Here is a 22920-nt window from a genome sequence, read left to right on the forward strand (position 1 = left end):
CTCCGCGACGGGATCTTTTATTCTCTCAGGGCCTGCGCCAAGCTCAAAGGAATGGAGTTCGCCATGCCTCAAACCGAAATCACGGTCCTCGACAAAGGCTTTGTCCGGCTGGTGGATGCCATGGGCTCGGACCTGTCGGTGGTCAACGCGGCGCGGGTGAGTTTCGGCAAACGCAAGGACACCCTGGATGAGGGCGACAAGAAGCTCATCAAGTACCTGGCCACCCACGAACACACATCGCCCTTCCGCCACGCCTATATGCAGTTCCATGTGAAGGCGCCGATCTTCGTGTTCCGCCAGTGGATGAAACACCAGGTGGGCTGCGCCTGGAACGAGGTCTCGGGCCGCTATGTGGAATTCGCGGATGACGAGTTCTTCGTGCCCGCGAGCTTCCGGCAGCAGGCCAAGGTGAACAAGCAGGGCAGCGAGGGCGAGATCGAGGATGGCAATCGCGCTCCCGCCAAGCAGGCTTACCTGGAGGCCTGCCAAGGCAGCGTGGCCCAATACAAAAAGCTGCTGAGCCTGGGCGTCTGCCGGGAGCAGGCCCGCTGCGTGCTGCCTCTGGGGCTCTACTCGGAGGTCTACTGGACCACGAGCCTCCAGGCGGTGGCGCACTTCATCCGCCTGCGCACCGAAAGCCACGCCCAGTGGGAGATCCAGCAGTACGCCCACGCCGTGCGGACCCTCATCGAGGACCGCTTCTCCGCCAGCCTTGATGCGCTGCTGGATTTGGACGAGGAGTGATTCCGACCATGCGCCCGCTCCTGGATCCTTCGCTTTTCGACCTGGACGCCGAACGCCTCTGGGTCATGCACTGCTCCGAGGGGCCCGTGCCCATGGCTTCGCTTGAAGCGGTCCAGGCCTTTCTGCCCAAGGAATCCCGTCCCTGGAAGCTGCGCTGGGCCGAGGATTTCCAGGGCATCCCGGAAGCCACCAAGCGGGAAGCCGCGCAGCTCATCGGCGCGGGACCGGACGATATCAGCCTGACGGCCACGACCTCTTCCGGTCTGCAGATCATTGCCCAAGGTTTTCCCTGGAAAGCCGGCGATGAGGTGCTGGCGCCCCTGGGCGAGTTCCCTTCCAACGCCTGGCCCTGGATGGCGCTCGCGCCAAGGGGTGTCGGCTTCTGCGAGGTGCCGCTCTGGGCCGGGCACCAATCAGGACCGGAAGCCTGGAATTCGACCCCGCCTCCTCCAGAGGCCGATGCGGAAACGCGCTTATTGGACGCGATCACCGACCGCACCCGGATCCTCGCCTTGAGCTGGGTGCGCTTCCAGGATGGCTTGAAGCTCGACCTGCCCTGGTTGGGCAGCGCCTGCCGGGAACGCGGCGTGCACCTGGTGGTGGATGGCATCCAGGGCGCCGGCACGCACCGGCCCGACCTCACGGGGGTCAGCGCCTTCGCCACGGGCGGCCACAAAGGACTTCTGGCCCCGCAGGGATTGGGCTTCCTTTGGACCGAGGCGAAGTTCCGGGCGCTGCTGGCGCCCTCGGGCACCTGGCTCTCAGTGGAAGACGGCACCAATTTCACGCGGCCGTCCACGGATTTCAACCGCGACTGGCTGGCGGATGGCCGCCGCCTGGAGGCGGGGGGTCCTTCACTGCTGGGCTGCGTGGCGCTGAACGCGTCGTTGGCCTGCCTCAACGGTGCTGCTGCCGGCGCCATCGAAACCTACGTTCAAAGCTTGCAAGATTCGCTGCTGGAGTCCATTTCCGGCAATTCCATCTGGGGCGCTGAAGCCAAACGGCTCCGGGGATTGCGGAGCGAGGATCGCCTGGGCCCAGTGCTGTCCTTCCACCATCAAGGCCGCGGGCCGGAATTCCTGAACGCCCTGCTCCAGAAGGGGTTCGACCGGGGCATCTACGCTTCGGTGCGCGAGGGCTACCTGCGCGTCGCCTTCCATGGCATGCATTCCCAGGCGGATGTGGCTCGGGTGGCGGCCTGGATCACGGACTGAACCAGCAGGGGAGTTCAGGGTCCTTTCCGGGCACAGGTGCTGAAACCGAAAACCGTATACAGGGGGCACGATCCGACCAGCCCGGTGAGAAGCGGGATGAGGCCGAAATACCCCAGCGGCGACTTGGGCCCAAAGAACACCAGGGATAATCCGGCCAGCCCCAGGATCACGCGGAGGATGCGCTCGGCTGGATGTTCGTTGGTGGGCAGGATTCTGCTCAGCATGGGATCCTCCTCGATGGATCAGAAGCGCCTCGGGCTGGCTATCTTTCCAGCACTTTCCGGGCGACATTCATCAATTGCGTGACGAAGGCTTCGCTGGGTTCCAGGAACTCCGCGCCGATCATCAGGTAGCCGGGCCTCGCGGACTGTCCCCGCAGCGACGAGAAGGCGATGCGAGCCCGCGCGGGTGGCGCAGGCAGATTCCCGTCCTCCCACCGGAAATACTCCAGGGAATGCCCCGGCTCGAAAAGGAAATGCTGGGCGTAGCGCTCCTCCACCCAGGCTCCGAAGCCCCCAGCTCCGATGGTGATGATCTCCACGCCCTCCACCCACATGCCTTCGGCCATGAACCGGGCCTTTAGGGAGCCCGGCAGCTTCAGGCGGTCAAACCGCCGGGGGTCTTGGACAGCCGACATAGGGAGGACCCAGAAAGGGTGATGAGGTTGGCCTAGCCTACCCGCCTCCCCTGGAAACTCCAGGCCAAATCATCAGGAATGCCTGGTCCGTTCGGGGTTGGAGATGGTCGAGGAGGAGGATACTAAATTTTTTACCTGTACCGATAAATTTTTTGACACCTGCGTCTGGAGTCCTAGAATAAGGATCCCTAGTCGTGGATGCGAGCCCGCCGGTTCCCGTCCACGAAACACTTCATTCCTTCCCGGGAGCCGGAGCCATGGAATTCGAGCTCAACGGCCAGTCCAAAACCTGCGATGCGCCTGTGGACATGAGCCTGCTCACCTACCTGCGGGAAGTGGAAGGCATCATCAGCCCCAAGGATGGCTGTTCCAGCGAAGGCATCTGTGGATGCTGCACGGTCCTGGTGGACCAGGTCGCCCGGCTGAGCTGCCGGATGAAGCTGAAGGACGTCGCCGGCAAGCGGGTGACCACCCTGGAAGGCATTTCTTCTGCAGAAAAGGATGCCTTCGCGGATGCCTTCGTGCTCAAGGGTGGCGTCCAGTGCGGTTTCTGCACACCCGGCATCGTCATGAAGGCCAAGGCCATGCTCGACAAGAATCCCAATCCCACACGCCAGGAGATCACCGACGGACTGACGGGGAATCTCTGCCGGTGCACGGGCTACAAGAAGGTGGTGGATTCCATCGAATGCGCAGCCGCTGCCCTGCGCGAAGGCAGGCCGGTGGCGCCCGCCGAAGGGGTGGGCAGGGTTGGTTCCCGGCTCGGGAAGTACACCGGCCGGGAGTCCGTGCTCGGGGAGCGCGTGTTCGTGGCGGACATGAAAGAGCCCGGCATGATCTATGGCGCCCTTCGGTTCTCGGATCATCCAAGAGCCAGGGTGCTGCGCATCGATATCTCCGAAGCGCTGGAAGTGCCGGGCATCGTGCGGATCCTCACGGCCAAAGAGGTCTCCGGAAAACGCATCGTCGGGATGATCTTCAAGGATTGGCCCGTGATGGTGGCCGAAGGCGAGACCACCCGCTACATCGGGGACGTGCTGGCCGCCGTGGCCGCCTCCACCGAAGAAGCGGCCCGCGAAGCCGTCGCCCGCATCAAGGTGCAGTACGAGGTGCTAGGGCCCGTCACGGACATCTTCGCCGCCCTGAAGCCCGACGCCCCCCAGATCACCGAGACAGGAAATGTCCTTTCCGTTTCCGAGGTCCAGTTCGGCGATGCCGAAGCAGCCTTGAAGACATCGGCCTTCGTGACCCGCCACCGCTTCGCCACCCAGCGCATCGAGCACGCTTTTCTGGAGATGGAAGCCACCCTCGCCCTGCCCTGGGAGAAGGACGGCCACCGCGGCGTCAAGGTCTACGACTGCGGCCAGGGCGTCTACGAGGACCGCAAGCAGCTGGCGGACCTGCTGGATCTGCCGGAGCGCCTGGTGAACGTGGTGCAAGTCCAGAACGGCGGCGGTTTCGGCGGCAAGGAGGACATGACCACCCAGGGCCATGCCGCGCTGCTTTGCTGGCACACGAATCTGCCGGTGATGGTGCGCCTGACCCGGGCCGAATCCCTCCGCATGCATCCCAAACGGCATCCCATCGTCATGGAATACGCCCTGGGCTGCGACGAGAATGGCAAGCTCACCGCTTTGACAGCCACCATGCACTCGGACTCGGGCGCCTACGCCAGCGTCGGCATGAAGGTCATCGAACGCGCCGTCGCCCATTCCGCCGGAGCCTACACGGTGCCGAACGTCCATGTGATCGGAACGGCGGTCATCACCAACAACGTGCCCTGCGGCGCCATGCGGGGCTTCGGCGCCAACCAATCCTGCTTCGCCATGGAATCCTGCATGGACGAGCTTTGCAAGATGGGCGGCTTCGACCGCTGGCAATTCCGCTGGGACAACGCCCTGGTGGAAGGCAAGGCCACCGCCACCGGCCAGATCCTGCGCTCCGGCGTCGGCGTCCGGGCCTGTCTGGAGGCCCTGAAGGATCGTTTCTACGCCGCCGACTGCGCAGGGCTCGCCGCTGGCATCAAGAACACGGGCATCGGCTGCGGCATGCCCGATTACGGCAAGGCCAAGATCGTCATCGAAGCCGCGGACCGCGTGGTGGTCCACCACGGCTGGTGCGAGATGGGCCAAGGCGTCTACACCATGGCCATCCAAACGCTCGTCGAAGAGACCGGCATCGATCCGGCTTTCATCGAAGTCCGGGTGGAGACCGACGAGGAGGCTGGCGCCGGCATGACCACCGCCTCCCGCGGCACCTCGCTGGTGGGGAATTCCGTACGCGAGGCCAGCAGGGATCTCAAGCGCGATCTGGCCGCCGGCAAGACGCTCGAGAGAGCTTGGTGGGCCGAGAGTACAGGGGCGAGTGGGTCTGCGACTGGACCACCAAGGTCGGGCACGAGCCGCCGCCCGGAAAAGACGTGGTGACCCACTATTCCTATGGCTTCGCAGCCCAGCTTGTGGAACTGGACGAGACCGGGAAAATTACCCGCGTCACCGCCGCCCACGACGCCGGGAAAATCATGAATCCCACCCTTTTCGAGGGGCAGATCGAAGGTTCGCTCCACATGGGCCTCGGCTACGCATTGACCGAGGATTTTCCTTTCAAGGATGGTTGGCCCATTTCATTCAAGATGGCGGATCTTGGCATCCTCCGGGCTCGCGACATGCCGATCATGGATGTCATCGGCGTCGAGGTTCCCGACGAACACGGTCCCTACGGCGCGAAAGGCGTGGGCGAGATCGGGCTGGTGCCCACCGCCGCCGCCGTGGCCAATGCGCTCTGCGTCTTCGACGGCCTGCGCCGCACCACGTTGCCCATGCGCGAGATGAAAGCACTTGGGAAGAAGCCCAAGGCGCCGAAATAAATTGTTCTGACCCAGTTACCCGGAGACCCCCATGACCAACCCGAACACCCGACTGGATACAAGCCTGGATACCCATGTGGCCGAGCTTGCCGCCAAATACCGGCAGCTCGCCGCAGAGATGCTTCGCGAAGTCATCCGGATCCCCGCCGACTATGTGGGGAAACCCGAGGACGCGGGCGGCGACGCGCGATGCGGATTGTCCAACCACGAATTCCCGCGCATTGAATACCTGCGAAAAAAGATCATCGAGATCAAAGCCGTGCGTAAACCCGAAGATGTCGGCTTCGATGATTTTGGCAACCTGGTGTGGGTGGTCGAGGATCCCAACGATGGCATTCCCGCCGGACAGAAAAAGATCGTCTACCTCGATGGGCACACCGACACGGTGAAAGCGCTGCGTCCCCAGTGGCTCGACAAGATCGGCGGCGGCGTGGACGCCTACAACGGCCTGGTGGATCCCGCCAAGCTGGACAAGACCTTCCTCAAGAAGGAGCTGGGCTGGCTGCCGCCCGATTCCGAATGGGAGCACCTGCTCTTCGGCCGTGGTTCCGCGGACCAGCTGGGCGGCGTCATCGCCGAAGCCGTGGCTACGAAAATCCTGCTGGAACTGGCACCCGAAGGCTCCCTCCGGGGCGTCATCGTGCGCGCCTACGCCACCGTGGCCGAAGAGGACAACGATGGCGGCGGCCCCATGTTCATCACCAGCAAGGTGCTGCCGGGCGCTCGGCCCGAGCTGATCCCCGACGTGGTGATCCTCACCGAAGGCACCGGCTGCTCGAAAAAGGGTGCGCTAGGGATCTACCGCGGCCAGCGCGGCCGCATGCAGATCGAAGTCACGGTGACGGGCCGCTCCTGCCATGGTTCGATGCCTTGGGAAGGCTTGAATCCGCTGGAGTACAGCGGCGCGATCCTCAACGAAGCCGCGGAGAAATACGAGCAGCGCGTCGGCTTTCTCGACAATGAATTCCTTGGACATGGAACGCGCACCGCGTCCTGGGCCCGCCTCGACACGCCCAGCGATTGCGCGGTGCCGGACCGCTTCGTCTTCCGGTTCGACCGCCGCTTGACGGTGGGCGAGACTCCGGACAAATCGGTGCAGGATGTCGAGGATCTGGCTGCCGTGGGAGCGGCGCGTGCCGCAGGTCTGAAGGTCGAAATCAATGTCCCGATCTACGATCAGCCCACCTGGAAAGGATTCGTCCTCAACAACCCGCAGGTCTATCTCGGGTGGGTGACCCCCGAAGAGCATCCCGCGATCCAGGCCGCGGTGAGCACCTACAGATCCGTCATCAGCCCGCATGTGAAGGGCCAACGCGGCGAGGGGGGAACCATCCAAGCCGAGCCCAGGGTCGAGCGTTGGATCTTCTCCACCGACGGCGTCGGCTTCCCGGTGCCGAAAGATGACACCTCCATTCCGGTGAACGCGGCGAAGCAGTGGGTGGTTTCCGGCGCCTACAAGCACCCGGCGATGTTCGGCCTCGGCCCCGGCATCGAACAGAACACCCACAAGATCGGCGAGTGTGTGGATCTCCGGGAGCTGCAACATTCCATCGCATTCCTAGCGCGCTTCCCGAGCGTGTTCGCGGGCCAACCGTGTGAATTCGGACTCAATCAATGAAGAAATGAAATCACCGCCAAGACGCCAAGGCCGCCAAGAAAATACAACTCATGCACATTCTCCGGATTGATACCAAGTGAGAGCTCCCTGCTACGCATATCCGCACATGCTTTTCTTGGCGCCCTTGGCGTCTTGGCGGTGAATCTTTTTTAGCAACAAATTGGTAATACCCAACATCCCTCTGGAGCCAGACACCATGGAAAAGGCCTTCCGCACGGCGCCGCTGGGGCTGCTGGCCCGCTGGATTTTCAGCGAGCTCCAGCGCAGCGAGAGCGTGCTGGGCATTCCCAAGCAGAATTTCCAGGTGCCTGGCCCGAGGCTGGTGTCGCAGCTCTTCGGCCGCACTCTGGCCGCGCCGCTAGGTGTCGCCGCCGGTCCCCACAGCCAGCTTTCCCAGAACATCGTCGCCAGCTGGCTGTGCGGAGCGCGCTTCATCGAGCTGAAAACCGTCCAGATCCTGGATGAAATCGCGGTGAGCAAGCCCTGCATCGATGCCGCGGACGAAACCTACAACTGCGAGTGGTCCCAGGAGCTGAAACTTGAGCAGTCCTTCGACGAGTACCTGAACGGCTGGGTGCTGGTGCATGCGCTGGCGCACCGCCTGGGCCTCCCGAAACCCGGCATGCTCTTCAACATGAGCGTGGGCTACAACCTGGAGGGCATCCAGCACGAGCGGGTGCAGCGCTTCATCGCCTCCATGCGCGACGCGAGCGAATTCCTTCCCGCGGCCATCGAAACCGTGGCGAAGGTCTATCCCGGCGTCCGCGATATCGAGATTCCGCACCAGCTTTCCAACCACATCACGCTTTCGACGATGCACGGCTGCCCTCCGGCGGAGATCGAGCGCATCGGTAGGCACCTGCTCCTGGATCTCGGCGTCGAAACCTGGGTGAAGCTCAATCCGACCTTGTTGGGTCCGGCGCGATTGCGCGGCTTGCTCAACCAGACCCTTGGCTTCGCGATCGAAGTTCCCGATGCGGCCTTCGAGCACGACCCGGTTTTCGAAGATGCGATCGAGATGCTCAAGAATCTCGCTCAAGTGGCCACCGACTGCGGCCGGAGTTTCGGCATCAAGCTCTCCAACACCCTGGAAGTGGCGAACAAGAGGCCCATCTTTCCGCCCAACGAAAAAATGATGTACCTGTCCGGCAGAGCCTTGCACCCGCTGACGTTGAAGCTGGCCGAAATGGTCACGAACGAGTTGGACGGCGTGGTTCCCATCAGTTTCTGCGGCGGGGCCGACGCCCACAATTTCGCCGATCTGGTGGCGGATGGCTTGTCGCCCATCACGGTCTGCACGGACCTTCTGAAACCTGGTGGTTTCGCGCGCCTGCAACAATATCTGGTCAATCTCGAAGGGGCCATGACGCGCGTCGGCGCGAACAACCTTGACGCCTTCGTGCACGCAAGTTCCGGAGGCAAGGGCGCGCGCTTCAACCTGTCCCATCACGCCGCCGCCGTAGCCATAGATCCGCGCTACGCCCGCAGCGAACGACCGCTCACCTTCAAGGGCGACCGGCCGTTGGGGCACTTCGATTGCATCGCGGCGCCTTGCCAGGACGCCTGCCCCACCCATCAGAACATCCCGGATTACCTGTGGCACGTCGCCCATGGCAATCCCTCCGAAGCGATGGACGTCATCCTCCGCACCAACCCCCAGCCCGGCATCACCGGCAGCGTCTGCGACCGCCCCTGCATCGAACGCTGTGTCCGCAATTTCTACGACGGCCCCGTCGCCATCCGGGAAATCAAGCGCTTCGCCTTCGAGCATGGTGAGGTTCCGGTCGAGAAATGCGGACCGAATCTCGGCGTGAAGGTGGCTATCATCGGCGCGGGCCCCGCAGGCCTTTCGGCGGCCTACTACCTGGCCAAGATGGGCTTCGATGCGGAGGTCTTCGAAGCGAAAACCGAACTGGGCGGCATGGTGAGCGGCGTCATTCCGGGCTACCGCCTGACCACATCGGCGATCGAAGGCGACCTTGAACGCCTCCGCCAGTTGGGTGTTCGGTTCCATATGGGAACAGCCATCGGCCGGGATCTGCCCTTCGAGGAACTACGCGGGGGTTATCCCTATGTCTTCCTCAGCATTGGCGCCCAAAAGGGCAAACGGCTGGACATCCCGGGAGAGAATGCACCCGCCGTCATGGATGCGCTCGATTTCCTGGACAAGGTGCGGGCTGAAGAACCCATGGATTTGGGAAAGCGGATCTTGATCATCGGGGCCGGGAATTCTGCCATGGACGCGGTCCGGTCAGCCCGGCGCCTGGTGAAGGATGCCGAGGTGTCCCTAGTCTACCGGCGCACCCGGGCGCAGATGCCCGCGGACGCAGAGGAAGTCCACGACTGCATCAAGGAGAACATCGGCCTGCGCGATCTACTCGCACCTGCGCGTGTACTTACCGAGAACGGCAAAGTCGTAGGCCTGGCCTGCACGCGCATGAAGCTCGGCGAGCCAGATGCTTCGGGTCGCCCACGGCCGGTGCCCATGCATGCTCCCGGTCATCCCGAGAGCGAAGAGATACTGCCTGCCGACACCATCATCCCGGCCATCGGGCAGGAACCTGTTCTGGATTTCTTGGATGGACTCGAGCTGAAACGCAACCGCGACAACTCCTTCACGGTGGATCCGGAAACCTGCGAAACCAGCGTGCCAGGCCTCTTCGCGGGCGGAGATGTCGTGCGCGGCGCGGCCTCGATCATCAAGGCCATCGCCGATGGACGGGCGGTCGCCTTGGCCATCGGCCGGCGCCATGGCCTGGAGCCAGTGCCCGAACCACTGCTCGATAAACATGTGCCGACCAGCGCCTTGATGGAGAAAAAAGGACGCCTGGATGCACCCCAACTGGTGCCCGTGCTGCCCGTCACCGAGCGCGGTGGTTTCGCTGAGGTCGCCCAAACATTCAGTCCCGCGGCTGCCCAGTTGGAAGCCAGCCGCTGCCTGGACTGCGATGATGTCTGCAGCCTCTGTGTGACTGTGTGCCCCAACCGCGCGAATCTCGCCTACGGAATGGCGCCGCTCAAGGTGAAGTGGCCTTCCCTGGTCGTCCGAAATGGCCAGCCCGTGGCGGAAGGAAGCAAGTCCTTTGCGATCGATCAGGAGGTCCAGATCATCAATATCGCCGACTTCTGCAATGAGTGCGGCAATTGCACGACCTTCTGCCCGACCTCGGGCGCGCCTTACAAGGACAAGCCGCGCTTCTGGATCGACCGAGAGGGATTCGAGGAAGCCAAGGACGATCGATTCCGCATGGAACAACCTGGCGAAGGGCTGCGGATCGAGGCCCGGCTTCACGGTTCGACGCATTGGCTGGAACGCCAAAAGAATGTGATCGAGCACCGCACGACAGAATGGATCGCCTGCTTCAAACGCGATTCTTTTGAATTCCTGGGCATCGAACTGCTTGGTCCGCTTGGCGAAGGAAGGATCCTGGATCTTTCACCCTGCGCGACCCTCATCGCGCTTCTCAATGCTGAATCGGTGCTTCCCGTTGATGAGATCCAACCAGTGGAAACACGGCCATGACTTCCTTCCTCTATCGCTGCACGGACTGCGACCGCGAATATGCGCGGGAATCCGTACGCTACCTCTGCCCCGAATGCGGAAAGATCTACAAACCCGGCATTCCGTTGGTGGGTGTGCTGGAAGTGGTGTTCGACTACGCGGCGATCCGAGAAGGATTCGACCGCCTAGATCCCGATTGGCAGCTCTTCTGCGCGGTGGAGCAGGTATTCCATCCACCCCTGGCCGTGGGCAACACGCCTTTGGCGGAGGTGGCGCGTCTGGGCACGGAACTAGGTCTATCCCATCTCTGGGTGAAGAATGATGGTTTGAATCCCAGCGGCAGCCTGAAGGACCGCGCCTCCTTCCTGGTGGCCGCTGAAGCGACGCGCATCGGGGAGCATCGCATCGTGGCCGCTTCCACGGGCAATGCAGCCTCGGCCCTGGCGGCGGTATGCGCCTCCGCGGGTCTGGAGGCCCTAATCTTCGTTCCCGAAAAAGCCCCCAAGGCCAAGCTCGTGCAGATGGTGCTCGCGGGCGCGAAGGTGGTGCCGGTGAAGGGCACCTATGATGATGCTTTCCGACTGAGCCTGGAGTACACCGCCCAGCGCGGGGGCCTTAACCGCAACACGGCCTACCATCCCCTCACCCTGGAAGGAAAGAAGACCGCGGGTCTGGAGATCTGGGCCCAGCTGGGCTTCCAGGTGCCCGACGCGATTCTCGTCTCCGTGGGGGATGGCGTCATCCTCGGCGGCGTCCACAAAGCCTTCGTAGACCTCCAGCGGGCAGGGCTCATCCAGAACCTTCCACGGCTCATCGGCGTGCAGGCGGAAAGGTCCGATGCCATCCACCGCTATGTTCAGACCGGAATCTATTCCGACGCGCCGGATCCATCCACCCGGGCTGATTCCATTTCCGTCGTCTGCCCGAGCAACGCCCATGGCGCCCGTAGATCCATCCTGGAAAGCAAGGGCCTCACGCTCACCGTCAGCGACGATGAAATCCTGCAGGCCCAAGCGCAGCTCTTGAGCCGCACGGGCATCTTCACGGAGCCCGCCGGCGCCACGGCCCTGGCGGGACTGGTCAAGCTCCAGGCCGGTCCCGACCGCCTGGATGCCAGCGCTCGCGTGGTGATACTCGCCACCGGACACGGGCTGAAGGATGTGGAGGCGCCTCTGTCCCGGGTGTCGATCCCCGCAGCCATCGAACCGATGTTGGAAGCCGTGGACGTATGAGAACGCTCATCCGAAACGGTCGCGTGGCTTTCGAGGATCGCCTTGAGGACTCGGATCTGCTTTTGGAGAATGGCCGTATCGCTGCCATCGGCCGGAACCTTGGCAGCGCCGATCGAGTGGTGGATGCGGGCGGTTGCTACGTGCTGCCCGGCTTCATTGATTTCCACACGCACGTGGGCGACCGCATCGGCGACTTCGAGCTGGCGGATGACTACGAATCCGGCACGCGCATCGGGATCCTGAACGGCATCACCACGCTGTGCACCTTTGTGACCCAGGGATCGGATGGATCGCAAGAATCCCTGCGTCAGGCCCTCCAGCGCGCCCACGCTCGCGCCAAGGGACACTGCCATTCCGATGTGGCCTGGCACCTCACGCCGACCACCTTCGAGCGTGAGGATTGGCATGATCTGGAGAGCCTCGTCTGGGCGGGGTACCGCACCCTGAAGTTCTACACGACTTACAGAAACGCGGGACTTTTCACGGATCAGGCGCGTCTCGAAGAGCTTTTCCAACGTCTCGGGCCCACCGGCGCGCGCTTTCTCGTGCACTGCGAGGACGACGAGTTGATGGCCGCGGTGGATACCTCGATGCTCGATCTGTCTCGCGCGTCGAGCCACGCGCGCCTGCGACCCGAAAAAGCTGAAATCCGCACCGTGGATGCGCTCATCACGCTGGCGGCCCGCTGCGACGTCTCCCTGCACGTGGTCCATGTATCCACCGTGTCCGCCGCGATGCGCATCAAGGGCGCCCATGACCACCAGGACCTCACGTGTGAAACCTGCCCCCAGTATCTTTGGCTGGATGACAGCTGGCTGGATCGCGCCGACGGCCATCGTTGGATCTGCTCGCCGCCGCTGAGGGGTGACCGCCTGCATTTTCGGCGGCTGGCACGCGCTGGTGTTTTCGATCTCATCGCCACGGACCACTGCGCCTTTTGCTGCGCGGACAAGGACGCCTGGGACGGTAAGGACATCCGCACGGTGGCCAATGGACTCGGCGGCCTTGGCGCTTTGGCCCACCTTGCGTGGAAGCTCTGGGAGGACGAGCCTGATCGCGCCGCCCAGGAGCTGGCGTTGCGCCTGGCGCTGAACCCTGCGGCCCGTCTGGGCATGTCCCACCGCAAGGGTTCCCTGCACGTGGGCCTGGATGCCGATGTGGTGATCCTGGACCCCAAGGGTCCCGAGCGGCCCATCCGTTCCTCTTCCGCCGACACCTTCGAGGCCTACCCGGGGTTCACGTCTACCCTGGCCTTCCGGCATGTGTTCCTCAGGGGCGAATCCCTCGTCGAGGGCGGCGAGCTGACGCACGCCGACCGACCGCTAGGACAGGCGCTGCAAGGTCCGGCCTGAGGCCACCCTTCTTGAATCGATATCCACTACACAGGAGCAACCCATGCCCTCCCCCGCCATCCACGAACACCTGGCCGCCTTCCGGGCCCTCAAGACCGATCTCTTCCAGAAGGACTTCCTGCTGACCTGGGAGCATCCCACCGAAGAGATCCAAGCCATCCTCACCCTGGCGGAAATCCTCAAGCGGCTGCATCAGGAGGGCTTCTCCTACCGCGCCTTCGACACGGGCCTGGCCATCTCGATCTTCCGGGACAACTCCACCCGCACGCGTTTCTCCTTCGCGTCCGCCGCCAGCGCCATGGGCTTCTCGCTCTCCGACCTGGACGAGGAGAAGAGCCAGGTGGCCCACGGCGAGACCGTGCGCGAAACCGCCAACATGATCAGTTTCCTCACTGAAGTCATCGGCATCCGCGACGACATGTTCCTGGGAGAAGGCAACTCCTACATGCGCGAAGTGGGCGAGGCACTCACCGACGGCGCCGAACAGGGCGTGCTGCACCGCCGCCCCAGCCTCATCAACCTGCAGTGCGATATCGACCACCCCACCCAATCCCTGGCGGATCTGGCCTGGCTAAAGAAACACTTCGGCAGCCTGGAGAATCTCAAAGGCAAGAAGATCGCCATGTCCTGGGCCTACAGCCCGAGTTACGGCAAGCCGCTGTCCGTGCCCCAGGGCATCATCGGCCTGATGACACGCTTCGGCATGGACGTAAGCCTGGCCCATCCCGAGGGTTATGGGCTGATCCCGGAAGTCGTGGAAATCGCAAAGAAGAATGCGGCGGAAAGCGGCGGCAGCTTCGAAACCGTGAACAGCATGGAGGCAGCATTCAAGGGTGCCCACATCGTCTATCCCAAGTCCTGGGCGCCTTTCCACGTCATGCAGCAGCGCACGAAATTGCTGAAATCCTCCGACAGGGAAGGCCTGAAGTCCCTGGAGAAGGAGTGCCTAACCAATAACGCCAAGTTCAAGCACTGGGAATGCGACCGCGCCAAGATGGATCTCACCCATGACAAGCAAGCGCTCTACATGCACTGCCTGCCCGCGGACATCACCGACGTGAGTTGCGACGCGGGCGAAGTCTCCAAGGAAGTCTTCGACCAGTACCGCATTCCGACCTACCACGAAGCCGCCTACAAGCCCTTCGTCATCAGCGCGCTGATGTTCCTCACGCGCCTGAAGGATCCCGGCGCCAAGCTCGAAACCATCGTTAGGCGCGCCAAGCGACTGAGTCTTTAGGGAGTATGGACATGTCTCGAATCGTGAAATCCATCAACGCCGAAGTCATCCAGCGCACGGCCAAGCGGTGCCGTGATCTCGGCGTCGTGATCCCAACCTTCAAGCAGATGCGGGATCCAGCTTCCATCCCAGACGCGATCAAAGCGAAGCTCGTGGGCGTCGGGCTGTGGGATGTGAACCCCGTCAATCTTTTCCGCATCACCTGGAAGAACGACCCTGAGACCGGCCTGTTCGCGGGCCCCAATTTCCTGGAGATCCCGCCCGAAATCACAGGCGTGAAAGCGCGCATCATCGGGTTGGTGGGGAAGTATTTCCCGACCGGCGCACACAAGGTGGGCGCGGCTTTCGCGTGCCTCGTGCCGCGCCTGGTGAGCGGCGAATTCGACCCCGAAAAACATAAAGCCGTCTGGCCCAGCACAGGGAACTACTGCCGGGGCGGCGCCTTCGACAGCGCCATCCTGGGCTGCACCGCCGTGGCCATCCTGCCGGAAAACATGTCGAAGGAGCGCTTCACCTGGCTCGCCGAGATCGGCGCCGAAGTCATCGCCACACCGGGCTGCGAATCCAACGTGAAGGAGATCTACGACAAGTGCTGGGAGCTGAAGAAGGACCCCATCCACGTGGTCTTCAACCAGTTCGAGGAATTCGGAAATCCCATTTGGCACTACAACGTGACTGGGCCTGCCATGGAAGAAGTCTTCCGCGGCCTGGCGACACCGAAAACCCGGTTCACAGCCTATGTGAGCGCCACGGGCAGCGCGGGCACCATCGGCGCGGGCGACTATTTGAAGACCAAATTCCCGGGCCTGAAGGTCATCGCCACCGAGGCCCTCCAATGCCCGACGCTGCTCATGAACGGTTTCGGCGATCACCGCATCGAAGGCATCGGCGACAAGCACGTACCCTGGGTCCACAACGTCCGCAACACCGACGCCGTGGCCGCCATCGACGACGAGGACTGCATGCGCATCCTGCGGCTTTTCAATGAACCTGCGGGCCAGGCCTTCCTTGCCACCCTGGGCGTGAGCGCCACGAAGATCGAGAAGCTCGGCCTGCTGGGCATCAGCGGCATCTGCAACCTGCTGGCCGCCATCAAGGCCGCGAAGTACTGGGAGCTGGACGAGAACGACGTGGTATTCACGATCTTCACAGATTCCGTGGAAATGTACCGCTCCCGTCTCGAAGAACTCACCGCCGAGCGCGGCGCCTTCACGGCCATCGAGGCCGCCAAGACCCAGACGGGCAGCCTGGAACGGCAGGCCGTGGATCACTTCAAGGAATTGACCTACACGGACCGCAAGGCCATCCACAACCTGAAGTACTACACCTGGGTGGAGCAGCAGGGAAAGACCTACGAAGAGATCTGCGCCCAGTGGGATCCCGAGTATTGGCGCCAACTCTTCGAAGAGGAGGCCGCAGAATTCGATAGGCTGATCGAAGGATTCAACAAGGAAGTCGGCTTATCCTGATCCGCCCACCCACGGAAATCCCATGTCCCGCATCCTGATCCAGAACGGAACGCTGCTCACCTTTGGGCGCCCTTGCCGCGTGCTCGAAGGGATGGCGCTTTTGATCGAGGATGACCGCATCGCGCGGATCGCGCCTGTCGCAACCATTCCGGGTCCCTTCGACCGCGTACTGGATGCGAAGGGCAAGGTCGTGATGCCCGGCTTCGTGAACGCCCACATGCATTTCTATTCCACGTTGGTGCGCGGCCTCGGCAAAGCCGCGCCGAGCCACGACTTCCAGGAAGTGCTCACCAATCTCTGGTGGCGGCTGGACCGCCGCTTGACCCTGGACGATGTGGAAGTCAGCGCCCAGATCATCCTGCTGGACGCGATCCGAAAGGGCACAACGACGCTGGTGGACCATCACGCCAGTCCAGGCTCCGTCATCGGTTCCCTGGATCGCATCGCCAAAGCCGTGAAGGCTTCGGGCCTGCGCGCCTGCCTCTGCTACGAAGTCTCCGACCGCGACGGCCAGGTCGTGACCGACCAGGGCCTGGAAGAGAATGTCGCCTTCGCCAAAACCTGTGCGGGAGCAGAGGATCCTCAACTCCGGGCGCTCTTCGGCCTGCATGCGGCCTTCACGCTTTCAGATGCCACACTGGATCGCGCCGCGGTTCTGGGCCACGATCTCGGCATCGGTTTCCATGTGCATGTGGCCGAGGCCGCCTCGGATGTGGCCATCAACTTGGAGAAGTATGGCGCGAGTCCGGTTGCGCGCCTTGCGGCCCACGGAATACTTGGGAGAACCAGCATCGCGGCCCATGCCGTCCATGTGGATGAGGCGGACATGGCGACGCTGGCCCGCACGGACACCTTCGTGGCCCACAATCCCCAGTCCAACCTCAACAATGCCGTGGGCATCGCCAATGTGCTGGAATTGGTCCAGCGCGGTGTCCGCGTGGGGCTAGGCACCGACGCCATGACCATCAACATGCTGGAGGAATTGCGCGTGGGACTTTGGGCCCAGCACCTGCGCCAGGACAATCCCAGCAGCGGGTTCATGGAGCTGACGGACACCCTTTTCGTCCGCAATCCCGAACTGGCCACTCAGTTGTGGGGTTTTCCCCTGGGCACTCTGGAAGAAGGCGCCGCCGCCGATGTGATCCTCGTGGATTACGATCCACCAACCCCTTTGAACGACGCCACAGCGCTGGGCCACCTCGTTTTCGGCATTTCCCAGGCCACCGTGGACACGACCATCTGCGGCGGGCGAATCCTGATGGAAGGCAGACGACTGCAGATCGACCTCGAAGAAACCACCGTGATTGCCCGGAGTCGTGACCTGGCGCGCGATTTGTGGGAGCGATTCTGACCCCCCCCGGAGATCAAGGTTGGCTGCCTGGAGCCTGGTTAACAACCTTTACGGTCAGCCACTGATTCGACTGAGTTGCTCAACCAAGGCTTTGGCAACTTCTTCACCGGTGTAATTGCCATTATTGCCATTGATGGACACCAGGATTTTCCCCGAAGCCACCTCAATGAGCTGCAGGCTGAAACCCGACAAGAAGGTTCCCACTCCGTTCGTCTTTACCTGACACAAATAGGCTGTTTGGTACTTCCGTGTTATCTCCTGTTCTTTTTGCTGGTCTTTGTTGGCCGCTTCGCCCGTGGGCTGCGTGACCATGAGCGTCCTGATCGCACCGCTGAAGGGTTGATACCCCGCCCTCAGCAATTCCGAGCTGATGGCGTGCTCAACACCTGCGGGGTCCGGTCCCAGGTGAATCAGGGTGATGCCGCTGTTCTTGGGGATTCGGGCCTGGATCGTCGCAACGGATCTGATCTGGGTGCAGCCCAACGACACTAACGCACTCGCGAGGATGATGGTTCGATGCATGGGCTCTCCGCCAGAAAGGTCCTGCAGGTGGCAGTTGGGGCACCTGTAGGAAGGGTTTCCCCAGTCCTAATCAATTTACATGCCGTTCGAGTTCAGCCAGTTCTGGCCAGCTTCTAGGGGTTCAACCGCTTCGGGTGGTCCCCAATGTTGCAGAAGACCCGTGTCCATTTCCCACAGCCGGAGTGGCACGTTACATCACAGAAGAAATCAAGCACGAGCAAGGCCGCTGGATTCCCCTAGGCCTTCCCCGACCTTTGCACATGCAGCGCCCCCGGCTGCTTGGGCAGCCAGTGATCCACAAAGAGGGGCTGGGCGACCTTGTCGGCGGCCTTGAGGCGCTTGAGGGTGCCGGATTGGTCCCGGGCCGCCAGGACGATGGCGAAGGCGTGGGAGAGGGTGGCGAAGGAGGTGAGGCTGAAGCTGAAGAGGAGATCCTCGCTGGGAACGGGGATGAGGATGTCCGCATGGTGGGCCAGTGGCGAATCCTTGCGGTCGGAAAAAGCAAGCACCCGGACTCCGTTCTCCTTGGCGAAGCTGGCGGCGTCCACGGTTTCGCGGCTGTAGGGCGAAAAGCTGATGACCACCAGCAGATCCTTGGGGCCGAGATTGGCGACCTGGTTGGAGAAGTCCGAAGGGAGCGCCGCGATGCAGGGCACGCCGGCCTGGGTGAGGTAGAACGCGAAGATCAGGCCCATGACGTGGCCCACGCCCCGGCCCAGGATCACCCGGTGGTCCGCTTCCCCAGCAGCAGGCGGGCGGCGGATTCCAGCATGGAGGGATCCACCGCCTGGATCAGCCTTGCCAGGTGTTCTCCGTCCCGGCGGACGACGCCTCCGAGCGTCCCGAGCATGTCCTGGGGGACATCGAGCTGCTCCAGCTCCGCTTCAACGGAACGGGTGCTGCAGGCTTCGCGCAGCGCGTCCCGGAAGTCACTGAAGCCCTTGTAGCCCAGGCGCCTGGCGAACCGGATGACGGTTCCCACGCTCACGTGGGCGCGCTCGGCCATGGTTTCAATGCCCCAAAGCGCGCCCAGCAACGGGTCTGCCATCAGGACATCGGCGATGGCGCGCTGGGCCTGGGGCAGATCCTTATAACTTTCCGCCAGGCGGACCTGGATGGCGGGCGGATCGGGTTTGGTGGACATGGTGTTGGAAAAATAGATTACCACCGTCGGTATGTTTTTTGTCTGGTTACCCCCTAACCCCAGCCCCAAAGCCCCCCCGGCGCGGGGGCGGGGGGGAGAAGGGGGGGGGGGAGGAGCGGGGGCAGAACTCGGCCGCGGCCCGCCCGGGGGTGGGGTTTGGGGGGGGGGCGGGGGCCCCCGGGGCGGGGGGGGGGGGCCCGCGGCCCCCCCCCGGGGGGGGGGGGGGGGGGGGGGGGGGGGGGGGCGGCCCGTGCGCCCCCGGGGGGGGGGGGGGGGGGGGGGGGGGGGGGGGGGGGGGGGGGGGGGGGGGGGGGGGGGGGGGGGGGGCGGGGGGGGGCGGGGGGGGGGGGGGGGGGGGGCGGGCGGGCGGGAGCGTGGCGGTCGGGTTTTTTGACAACCGCTGTGCACTCCCGGGTTTACTGCCGCCGGAACCGCTCGGCCATTTCCTCCAGCAGTTGCCCCAGGACATTGGCCGCTACCTTCCGCCGATAGCTAGCGGTGCTGCGGATGTCGTCGATGGGCCGGATATCTTCCATCAGGGCCTGCTTGGCCCCGGCGATGAACCGCTCGTGGAATGCGTCGATGGATTGGCCCTGGATCAACATCTCCGTGGTCAGGGCCCGCATCGGCACCGGGGCCACGCTCCCCAGGCCCAGGCGGAATTCCGCCACGCGGCCCGCTTCCGCCCGCGCATAGGCGGCCAGGCAGACCTTGGAAATGGCCTGGGCCTTCCGCGTGCCCACCTTGCGGAAGAAATGGAAAGTGTCGCCGGCGGGCCGATGGACGCGGATCCGCGTGATGAGCTCTTCGGGCAGCATCGCGGTCTGCTTGTAGCCCGTATGGAAACTTTCATAGGGCACCCAGCGGGAGCCGGCGAGGGATTGGAGCTGGACCTCGGCGCCATAGGCCAGGAGGCTGGGTGGCGTATCGGCGGCGGGGCTCCCGTTAGCGATGTTGCCCGCGAGCGTGCCGCGGTTCTGGATGGCCATGGCCCCGGTCACCCAGGCGCTTTGCACCAGGTTGGGGAATTCGGCCCGGAGCACGGGATGGTTGCGGATCTCCGCATAGGTCGTGAGGGCCCCCAAGGTGAGGCTGTCCGGAGCGACCTCGATGCCCTGGAGTTCTTCAAGGCCCCACAGGTTCAGGAACCGCGTGAAGGGCAGCGTTCCAGCCGCGAAGGGAACCATCAGGTCCGTGCCGCCCGCGAGGGGGCGCCAGCTTCCTTTCTCGGCGAACAGGATCTCCAGGGCGCCGGCCAGGGAGGCCGGCGTTTGGACCGTGCAGCTAGGAGCCTGGCCCCTCATGGCCGGGATTCCTTGGCCACTTCGACGGCTCGCTCCGCGGCCTGGGCCACGGCATCCACGATCTTCCCGTAGCCCGTGCAGCGGCAGAGATTCCCCGCCAGGCCATCGCGGATCTGCGCCTCGTCGGGATGCGGGCAGCGCCGCAGCAGATCCACGGCGGCCATGACCATGCCCGGCGTGCAGATGCCGCACTGGGCCCCGCCGCAGTGGAGAAACGACTCCTGCACCCCATGAAGCTGTTCTTCGGAGGCGACCCCTTCGATGGTGCGCAGGTCTGCGCCTTCGGCCTGCACCGCGGGCACCAGGCAGCTGTTCACCAGCTGGCCGTCCAGGATCACCGAGCAGGCCCCGCACTCGCCTTCGCCGCAACCTTCCTTGGTTCCGGTCAGGCCGAGGTCCTCACGGATCACATCCAGGAGCCGCGCCATGGGCCAGACTTCGACGGCGCGCGCGGTTCCGTTGACCTGGAGGGATAACTTCGTTTTTTCAGACATTGGCAGGCTCGATGAGGTCCATCAATCGTTCGGGCGTCAGGGGAATCTCCCGTGGAGCCGTGGTGCCCAGCGCGTCCTGCACCGCATTGAGCAGGGCTGGGGCGGGGCCGTCCATGGGCAGCTCGCCCAGGCCCTTGGCGCCGCCCGGGCCGTTCGGGTAGGGATTCTCCTCGAAGTACACGCGGATGCGGGGAATGTCCATGCTGGTGGCCATGATGTAGTTGGTCATCTGGCCATTGGCCATCCGGCCCCGGTCCCACACCACCTGTTCCGAAAGGCCGTAGCCGATGCCCTGGGCCACGCCGCCCTCGATCTGGCCTTCCGCCAAGGTCGGATTGAGCACCCGTCCCACTTCCTGCACGGCCACGAAATCAACGACCTGGACCTCGAAGGTGCGGGTGTCCACGGCCACTTCGGCCGCATAGCAGGCCCAGGCGAAGGTCGTGTAGGCGTCGCCCTTGTAGAGCTGGTCGTCCCAGACGATCTGCGGAGGCGTGTTGTACTGGGAATAGGCCTTCAAATGACCATTTTTTGCGATGTATTGTTTTACGGCGCTCGAAAAGCCTCCGCCATCATAGGGCGCCTTGAGGAAGCCCGATTGGATCAGGGTCTGGCGCAGGCCGATGGCGGCCTCCTGCACCAGCTTGCCCACCACCATGGTCGTCCGGGAAGCGACCGTGGGCCCGCTGTCGGGCACCAGGGCCGTGTCCGGCCGCACCACCTCCACGAGCTCCAGCGGCACCTTCAGGACTTCCGCCACCACCTGGCTGAGGATCGTGTTGGCCCCCTGCCCCATCTCCGTGGAGGCCGCCAGCACATGGATCTTGCCATCCGCCCGGCCCTCCACGCCGGCGATGGAGGCCAGGTAGGATTCCCCGGACCCCGTGAACCCGCAGCCGTGCATGAAGGTCGCGAACCCCAGGCCCTTCTTGATGGGGCTCGAACCCGCATTGTGGATTTTGCAATTCTCTTTTTTCGTCGAGTAATCCAGCTTTTCCAGGGCACGATCGAGAAGCGCCGGGAGATCGATGTTCTCCTTGATGATCTGTCCGGTGGCCGTGGCGTCGCCCATCCTGAGCAGATTCTTTTTCCGGAGCGCGACAGGATCCAGGCCCAGTTGGGCCGCCGCCACATCCATGTGCCGCTCGATGGCGAACAGGCTCTGGGGCGCGCCGAAACCGCGGAAAGCGCCATGGGGTGGCGTGTTGGTGGCCGCGGCCCGGGCCCGGATGCGGGTGTTGGGGCAGCGGTAGGGCCCGCCCGCATGGATGGCGCCGCGGCTCAGCACCACCGGCGACAGGGTCAGGTAGGCGCCGCCATCCAGAGCGAAATCAATATCGAGCGCCAACAGATGGCCCTCGGCATCAAAGGCGCTGCGGATGCGCGTGCGGGAGGGGTGGCGCTTCGTGGTTGCCACCATGTCCTCTTCGCGGTCATAGACGATCTTCACGGGCCGCCCGCCCGCCTTCAGGGACAGCAGCGCCGCGTGGCCCGCGATCAGGCTCGGATAGTCCTCCTTGCCGCCGAAGCCGCCCCCGGTCTCCATCTGGATGACGCGGATCCTGTCGTCGGGCAGATTGAAGAGCGCCTTCAGGGCCGTGTGGACGTAATAGGGACATTGCAGCGAGCCCCAGACCGTCACGCCCTCCTCGGCATCGGCCACCGCGATGGCGCCATTCGGCTCGATGTAGAGCTGCTCCTGGGAGCCGGTTTTGTATTCGCCTTCGACGATGTGCGCGGCCCCGGCCCAGACGGAATCCACGTCCCCTTTTTCGATCAGGATCTTCTTGAACAGGTTGTCCTGGCCCCAGACCACCTCTTTGCAGGCCAGGGATTCTTCGAGGTCGAACAGCGGCGGCAGGGGTTCGATGTCCAGCCGCACCGCGGCGCGGGCCTTTTCCAGCAGGTAGCGGTCCGCGTGGGCCAGCAGCACCACCGGCTCTTCCGGATGGTTGATGCGGTCCAGCGCCAGGAATGGCTGGTCGCGCTCGATGAGGGCAACATTAAGTTCCCCGGGCACATCCTTGGCCGTGACGATGATGAATTCATCCCAGGGAATGCCTTCTCCGAATTCGATGCCCTTGAGGATTCCCCTGGGCACCGAGGAGCGCACGGTCACGCCATAAAGCAGGTTTTCCATGCGCACATCATCCGTGTACTGGGCCTCGCCGGTGACCTTGGCCCGGCCCTCCTTGCGGATTCTCGAATGGCCGATGTGGAGCGATGGGTTCATA

General features: G+C 63.7%; 19 protein-coding genes. 11 read left to right on the forward strand and 8 right to left on the reverse strand.

Features of this window, described 5'->3' with window-relative positions; genetic code table 11:
* The first annotated feature begins 63 nt into the window (after positions 1-63).
* Both thyX and IPQ13_09415 read left to right on the forward strand, forming a co-directional pair.
* Entirely contained in the window at positions 64-744 is a 681-nt protein-coding gene (gene thyX / locus IPQ13_09410; protein MBL0211111.1) for an FAD-dependent thymidylate synthase, read from the forward strand.
* 8 nt (positions 745-752) lie between these two features.
* Positions 753-1958 carry an aminotransferase class V-fold PLP-dependent enzyme gene (locus tag IPQ13_09415; protein MBL0211112.1) on the forward strand — a complete coding sequence of 402 codons (1206 nt, stop codon included), beginning with the start codon at positions 753-755 and terminating at the stop codon, positions 1956-1958.
* Between the two features lie 14 nt (positions 1959-1972).
* Here the strand turns inward: IPQ13_09415 and IPQ13_09420 are convergent, their stop codons facing one another.
* Together IPQ13_09420 and IPQ13_09425 are read right to left on the reverse strand one after the other, a co-directional pair.
* Positions 1973-2182, reverse strand: coding sequence for a DUF2892 domain-containing protein (locus IPQ13_09420; GenBank protein ID MBL0211113.1), 210 nt, complete (start codon positions 2180-2182; stop codon positions 1973-1975).
* Between the two features lie 38 nt (positions 2183-2220).
* Entirely contained in the window at positions 2221-2595 is a 375-nt protein-coding gene (locus tag IPQ13_09425; GenBank protein MBL0211114.1) for a hypothetical protein, read from the reverse strand.
* Between the two features lie 257 nt (positions 2596-2852).
* On the opposite strand from IPQ13_09425, the gene IPQ13_09430 reads away from it, so the two are divergent.
* The 9 genes from IPQ13_09430 to ssnA all read left to right on the forward strand — a co-directional run bounded on the left by IPQ13_09430 (position 2853) and on the right by ssnA (position 17222).
* Entirely contained in the window at positions 2853-5021 is a 2169-nt protein-coding gene (locus IPQ13_09430; GenBank protein ID MBL0211115.1) for a molybdopterin-dependent oxidoreductase, read from the forward strand.
* Positions 4937-5461, forward strand: coding sequence for a molybdopterin-dependent oxidoreductase (locus IPQ13_09435; protein ID MBL0211116.1), 525 nt, complete (start codon positions 4937-4939; stop codon positions 5459-5461). The genes IPQ13_09430 and IPQ13_09435 overlap by 85 nt, the downstream gene beginning before the upstream one ends.
* 31 nt (positions 5462-5492) lie before the next feature.
* On the forward strand, positions 5493-7079 hold the full coding sequence (locus tag IPQ13_09440) for a M20/M25/M40 family metallo-hydrolase (protein ID MBL0211117.1): 1587 nt from the start codon (positions 5493-5495) through the stop codon (positions 7077-7079).
* Positions 7080-7275: 196 nt separating this feature from the next.
* On the forward strand, positions 7276-10602 hold the full coding sequence (gene ygfK / locus IPQ13_09445; protein MBL0211118.1) for a putative selenate reductase subunit YgfK: 3327 nt from the start codon (positions 7276-7278) through the stop codon (positions 10600-10602).
* Positions 10599-11813 carry a threonine synthase gene (thrC, locus tag IPQ13_09450; protein MBL0211119.1) on the forward strand — a complete coding sequence of 405 codons (1215 nt, stop codon included), beginning with the start codon at positions 10599-10601 and terminating at the stop codon, positions 11811-11813. The genes ygfK and thrC overlap by 4 nt, the downstream gene beginning before the upstream one ends.
* On the forward strand, positions 11810-13165 hold the full coding sequence (locus tag IPQ13_09455) for an amidohydrolase family protein (GenBank protein MBL0211120.1): 1356 nt from the start codon (positions 11810-11812) through the stop codon (positions 13163-13165). The genes thrC and IPQ13_09455 overlap by 4 nt, the downstream gene beginning before the upstream one ends.
* A gap of 43 nt (positions 13166-13208) precedes the next feature.
* Positions 13209-14402 carry a knotted carbamoyltransferase YgeW gene (ygeW, locus tag IPQ13_09460; protein ID MBL0211121.1) on the forward strand — a complete coding sequence of 398 codons (1194 nt, stop codon included), beginning with the start codon at positions 13209-13211 and terminating at the stop codon, positions 14400-14402.
* A gap of 11 nt (positions 14403-14413) precedes the next feature.
* Positions 14414-15871, forward strand: coding sequence for a pyridoxal-phosphate dependent enzyme (locus tag IPQ13_09465; GenBank protein MBL0211122.1), 1458 nt, complete (start codon positions 14414-14416; stop codon positions 15869-15871).
* Positions 15872-15893: 22 nt separating this feature from the next.
* Positions 15894-17222 carry a putative aminohydrolase SsnA gene (gene ssnA / locus IPQ13_09470; GenBank protein ID MBL0211123.1) on the forward strand — a complete coding sequence of 443 codons (1329 nt, stop codon included), beginning with the start codon at positions 15894-15896 and terminating at the stop codon, positions 17220-17222.
* 54 nt (positions 17223-17276) lie between these two features.
* Here ssnA and IPQ13_09475 read toward each other — a convergent pair whose 3' ends face one another.
* From IPQ13_09475 to IPQ13_09500, 6 genes are all read right to left on the reverse strand, one after another.
* Positions 17277-17744 (reverse strand): hypothetical protein, encoded by a 468-nt coding sequence (locus IPQ13_09475; protein MBL0211124.1) that lies wholly within the window; start codon positions 17742-17744, stop codon positions 17277-17279.
* 236 nt (positions 17745-17980) lie between these two features.
* Positions 17981-18469, reverse strand: a complete 489-nt coding sequence (locus tag IPQ13_09480; GenBank protein MBL0211125.1) for a MurR/RpiR family transcriptional regulator — start codon at positions 18467-18469, stop codon at positions 17981-17983.
* Entirely contained in the window at positions 18466-19296 is an 831-nt protein-coding gene (locus tag IPQ13_09485; protein MBL0211126.1) for a MurR/RpiR family transcriptional regulator, read from the reverse strand. The genes IPQ13_09480 and IPQ13_09485 overlap by 4 nt, the downstream gene beginning before the upstream one ends.
* Before the next feature lie 8 nt (positions 19297-19304).
* Complete coding sequence (locus tag IPQ13_09490; GenBank protein MBL0211127.1) at positions 19305-20192, reverse strand: xanthine dehydrogenase family protein subunit M; 888 nt, start codon at positions 20190-20192, stop codon at positions 19305-19307.
* Positions 20189-20686, reverse strand: coding sequence for a (2Fe-2S)-binding protein (locus tag IPQ13_09495; protein ID MBL0211128.1), 498 nt, complete (start codon positions 20684-20686; stop codon positions 20189-20191). The genes IPQ13_09490 and IPQ13_09495 overlap by 4 nt, the downstream gene beginning before the upstream one ends.
* Entirely contained in the window at positions 20679-22919 is a 2241-nt protein-coding gene (locus IPQ13_09500; protein ID MBL0211129.1) for a xanthine dehydrogenase family protein, read from the reverse strand. The genes IPQ13_09495 and IPQ13_09500 overlap by 8 nt, the downstream gene beginning before the upstream one ends.
* Between the last annotated feature and the right edge of the window lies 1 nt (position 22920).

The sequence above is a fragment of the Holophagaceae bacterium genome (assembly GCA_016720465.1).
Lineage (GTDB): Bacteria > Acidobacteriota > Holophagae > Holophagales > Holophagaceae > JANXPB01.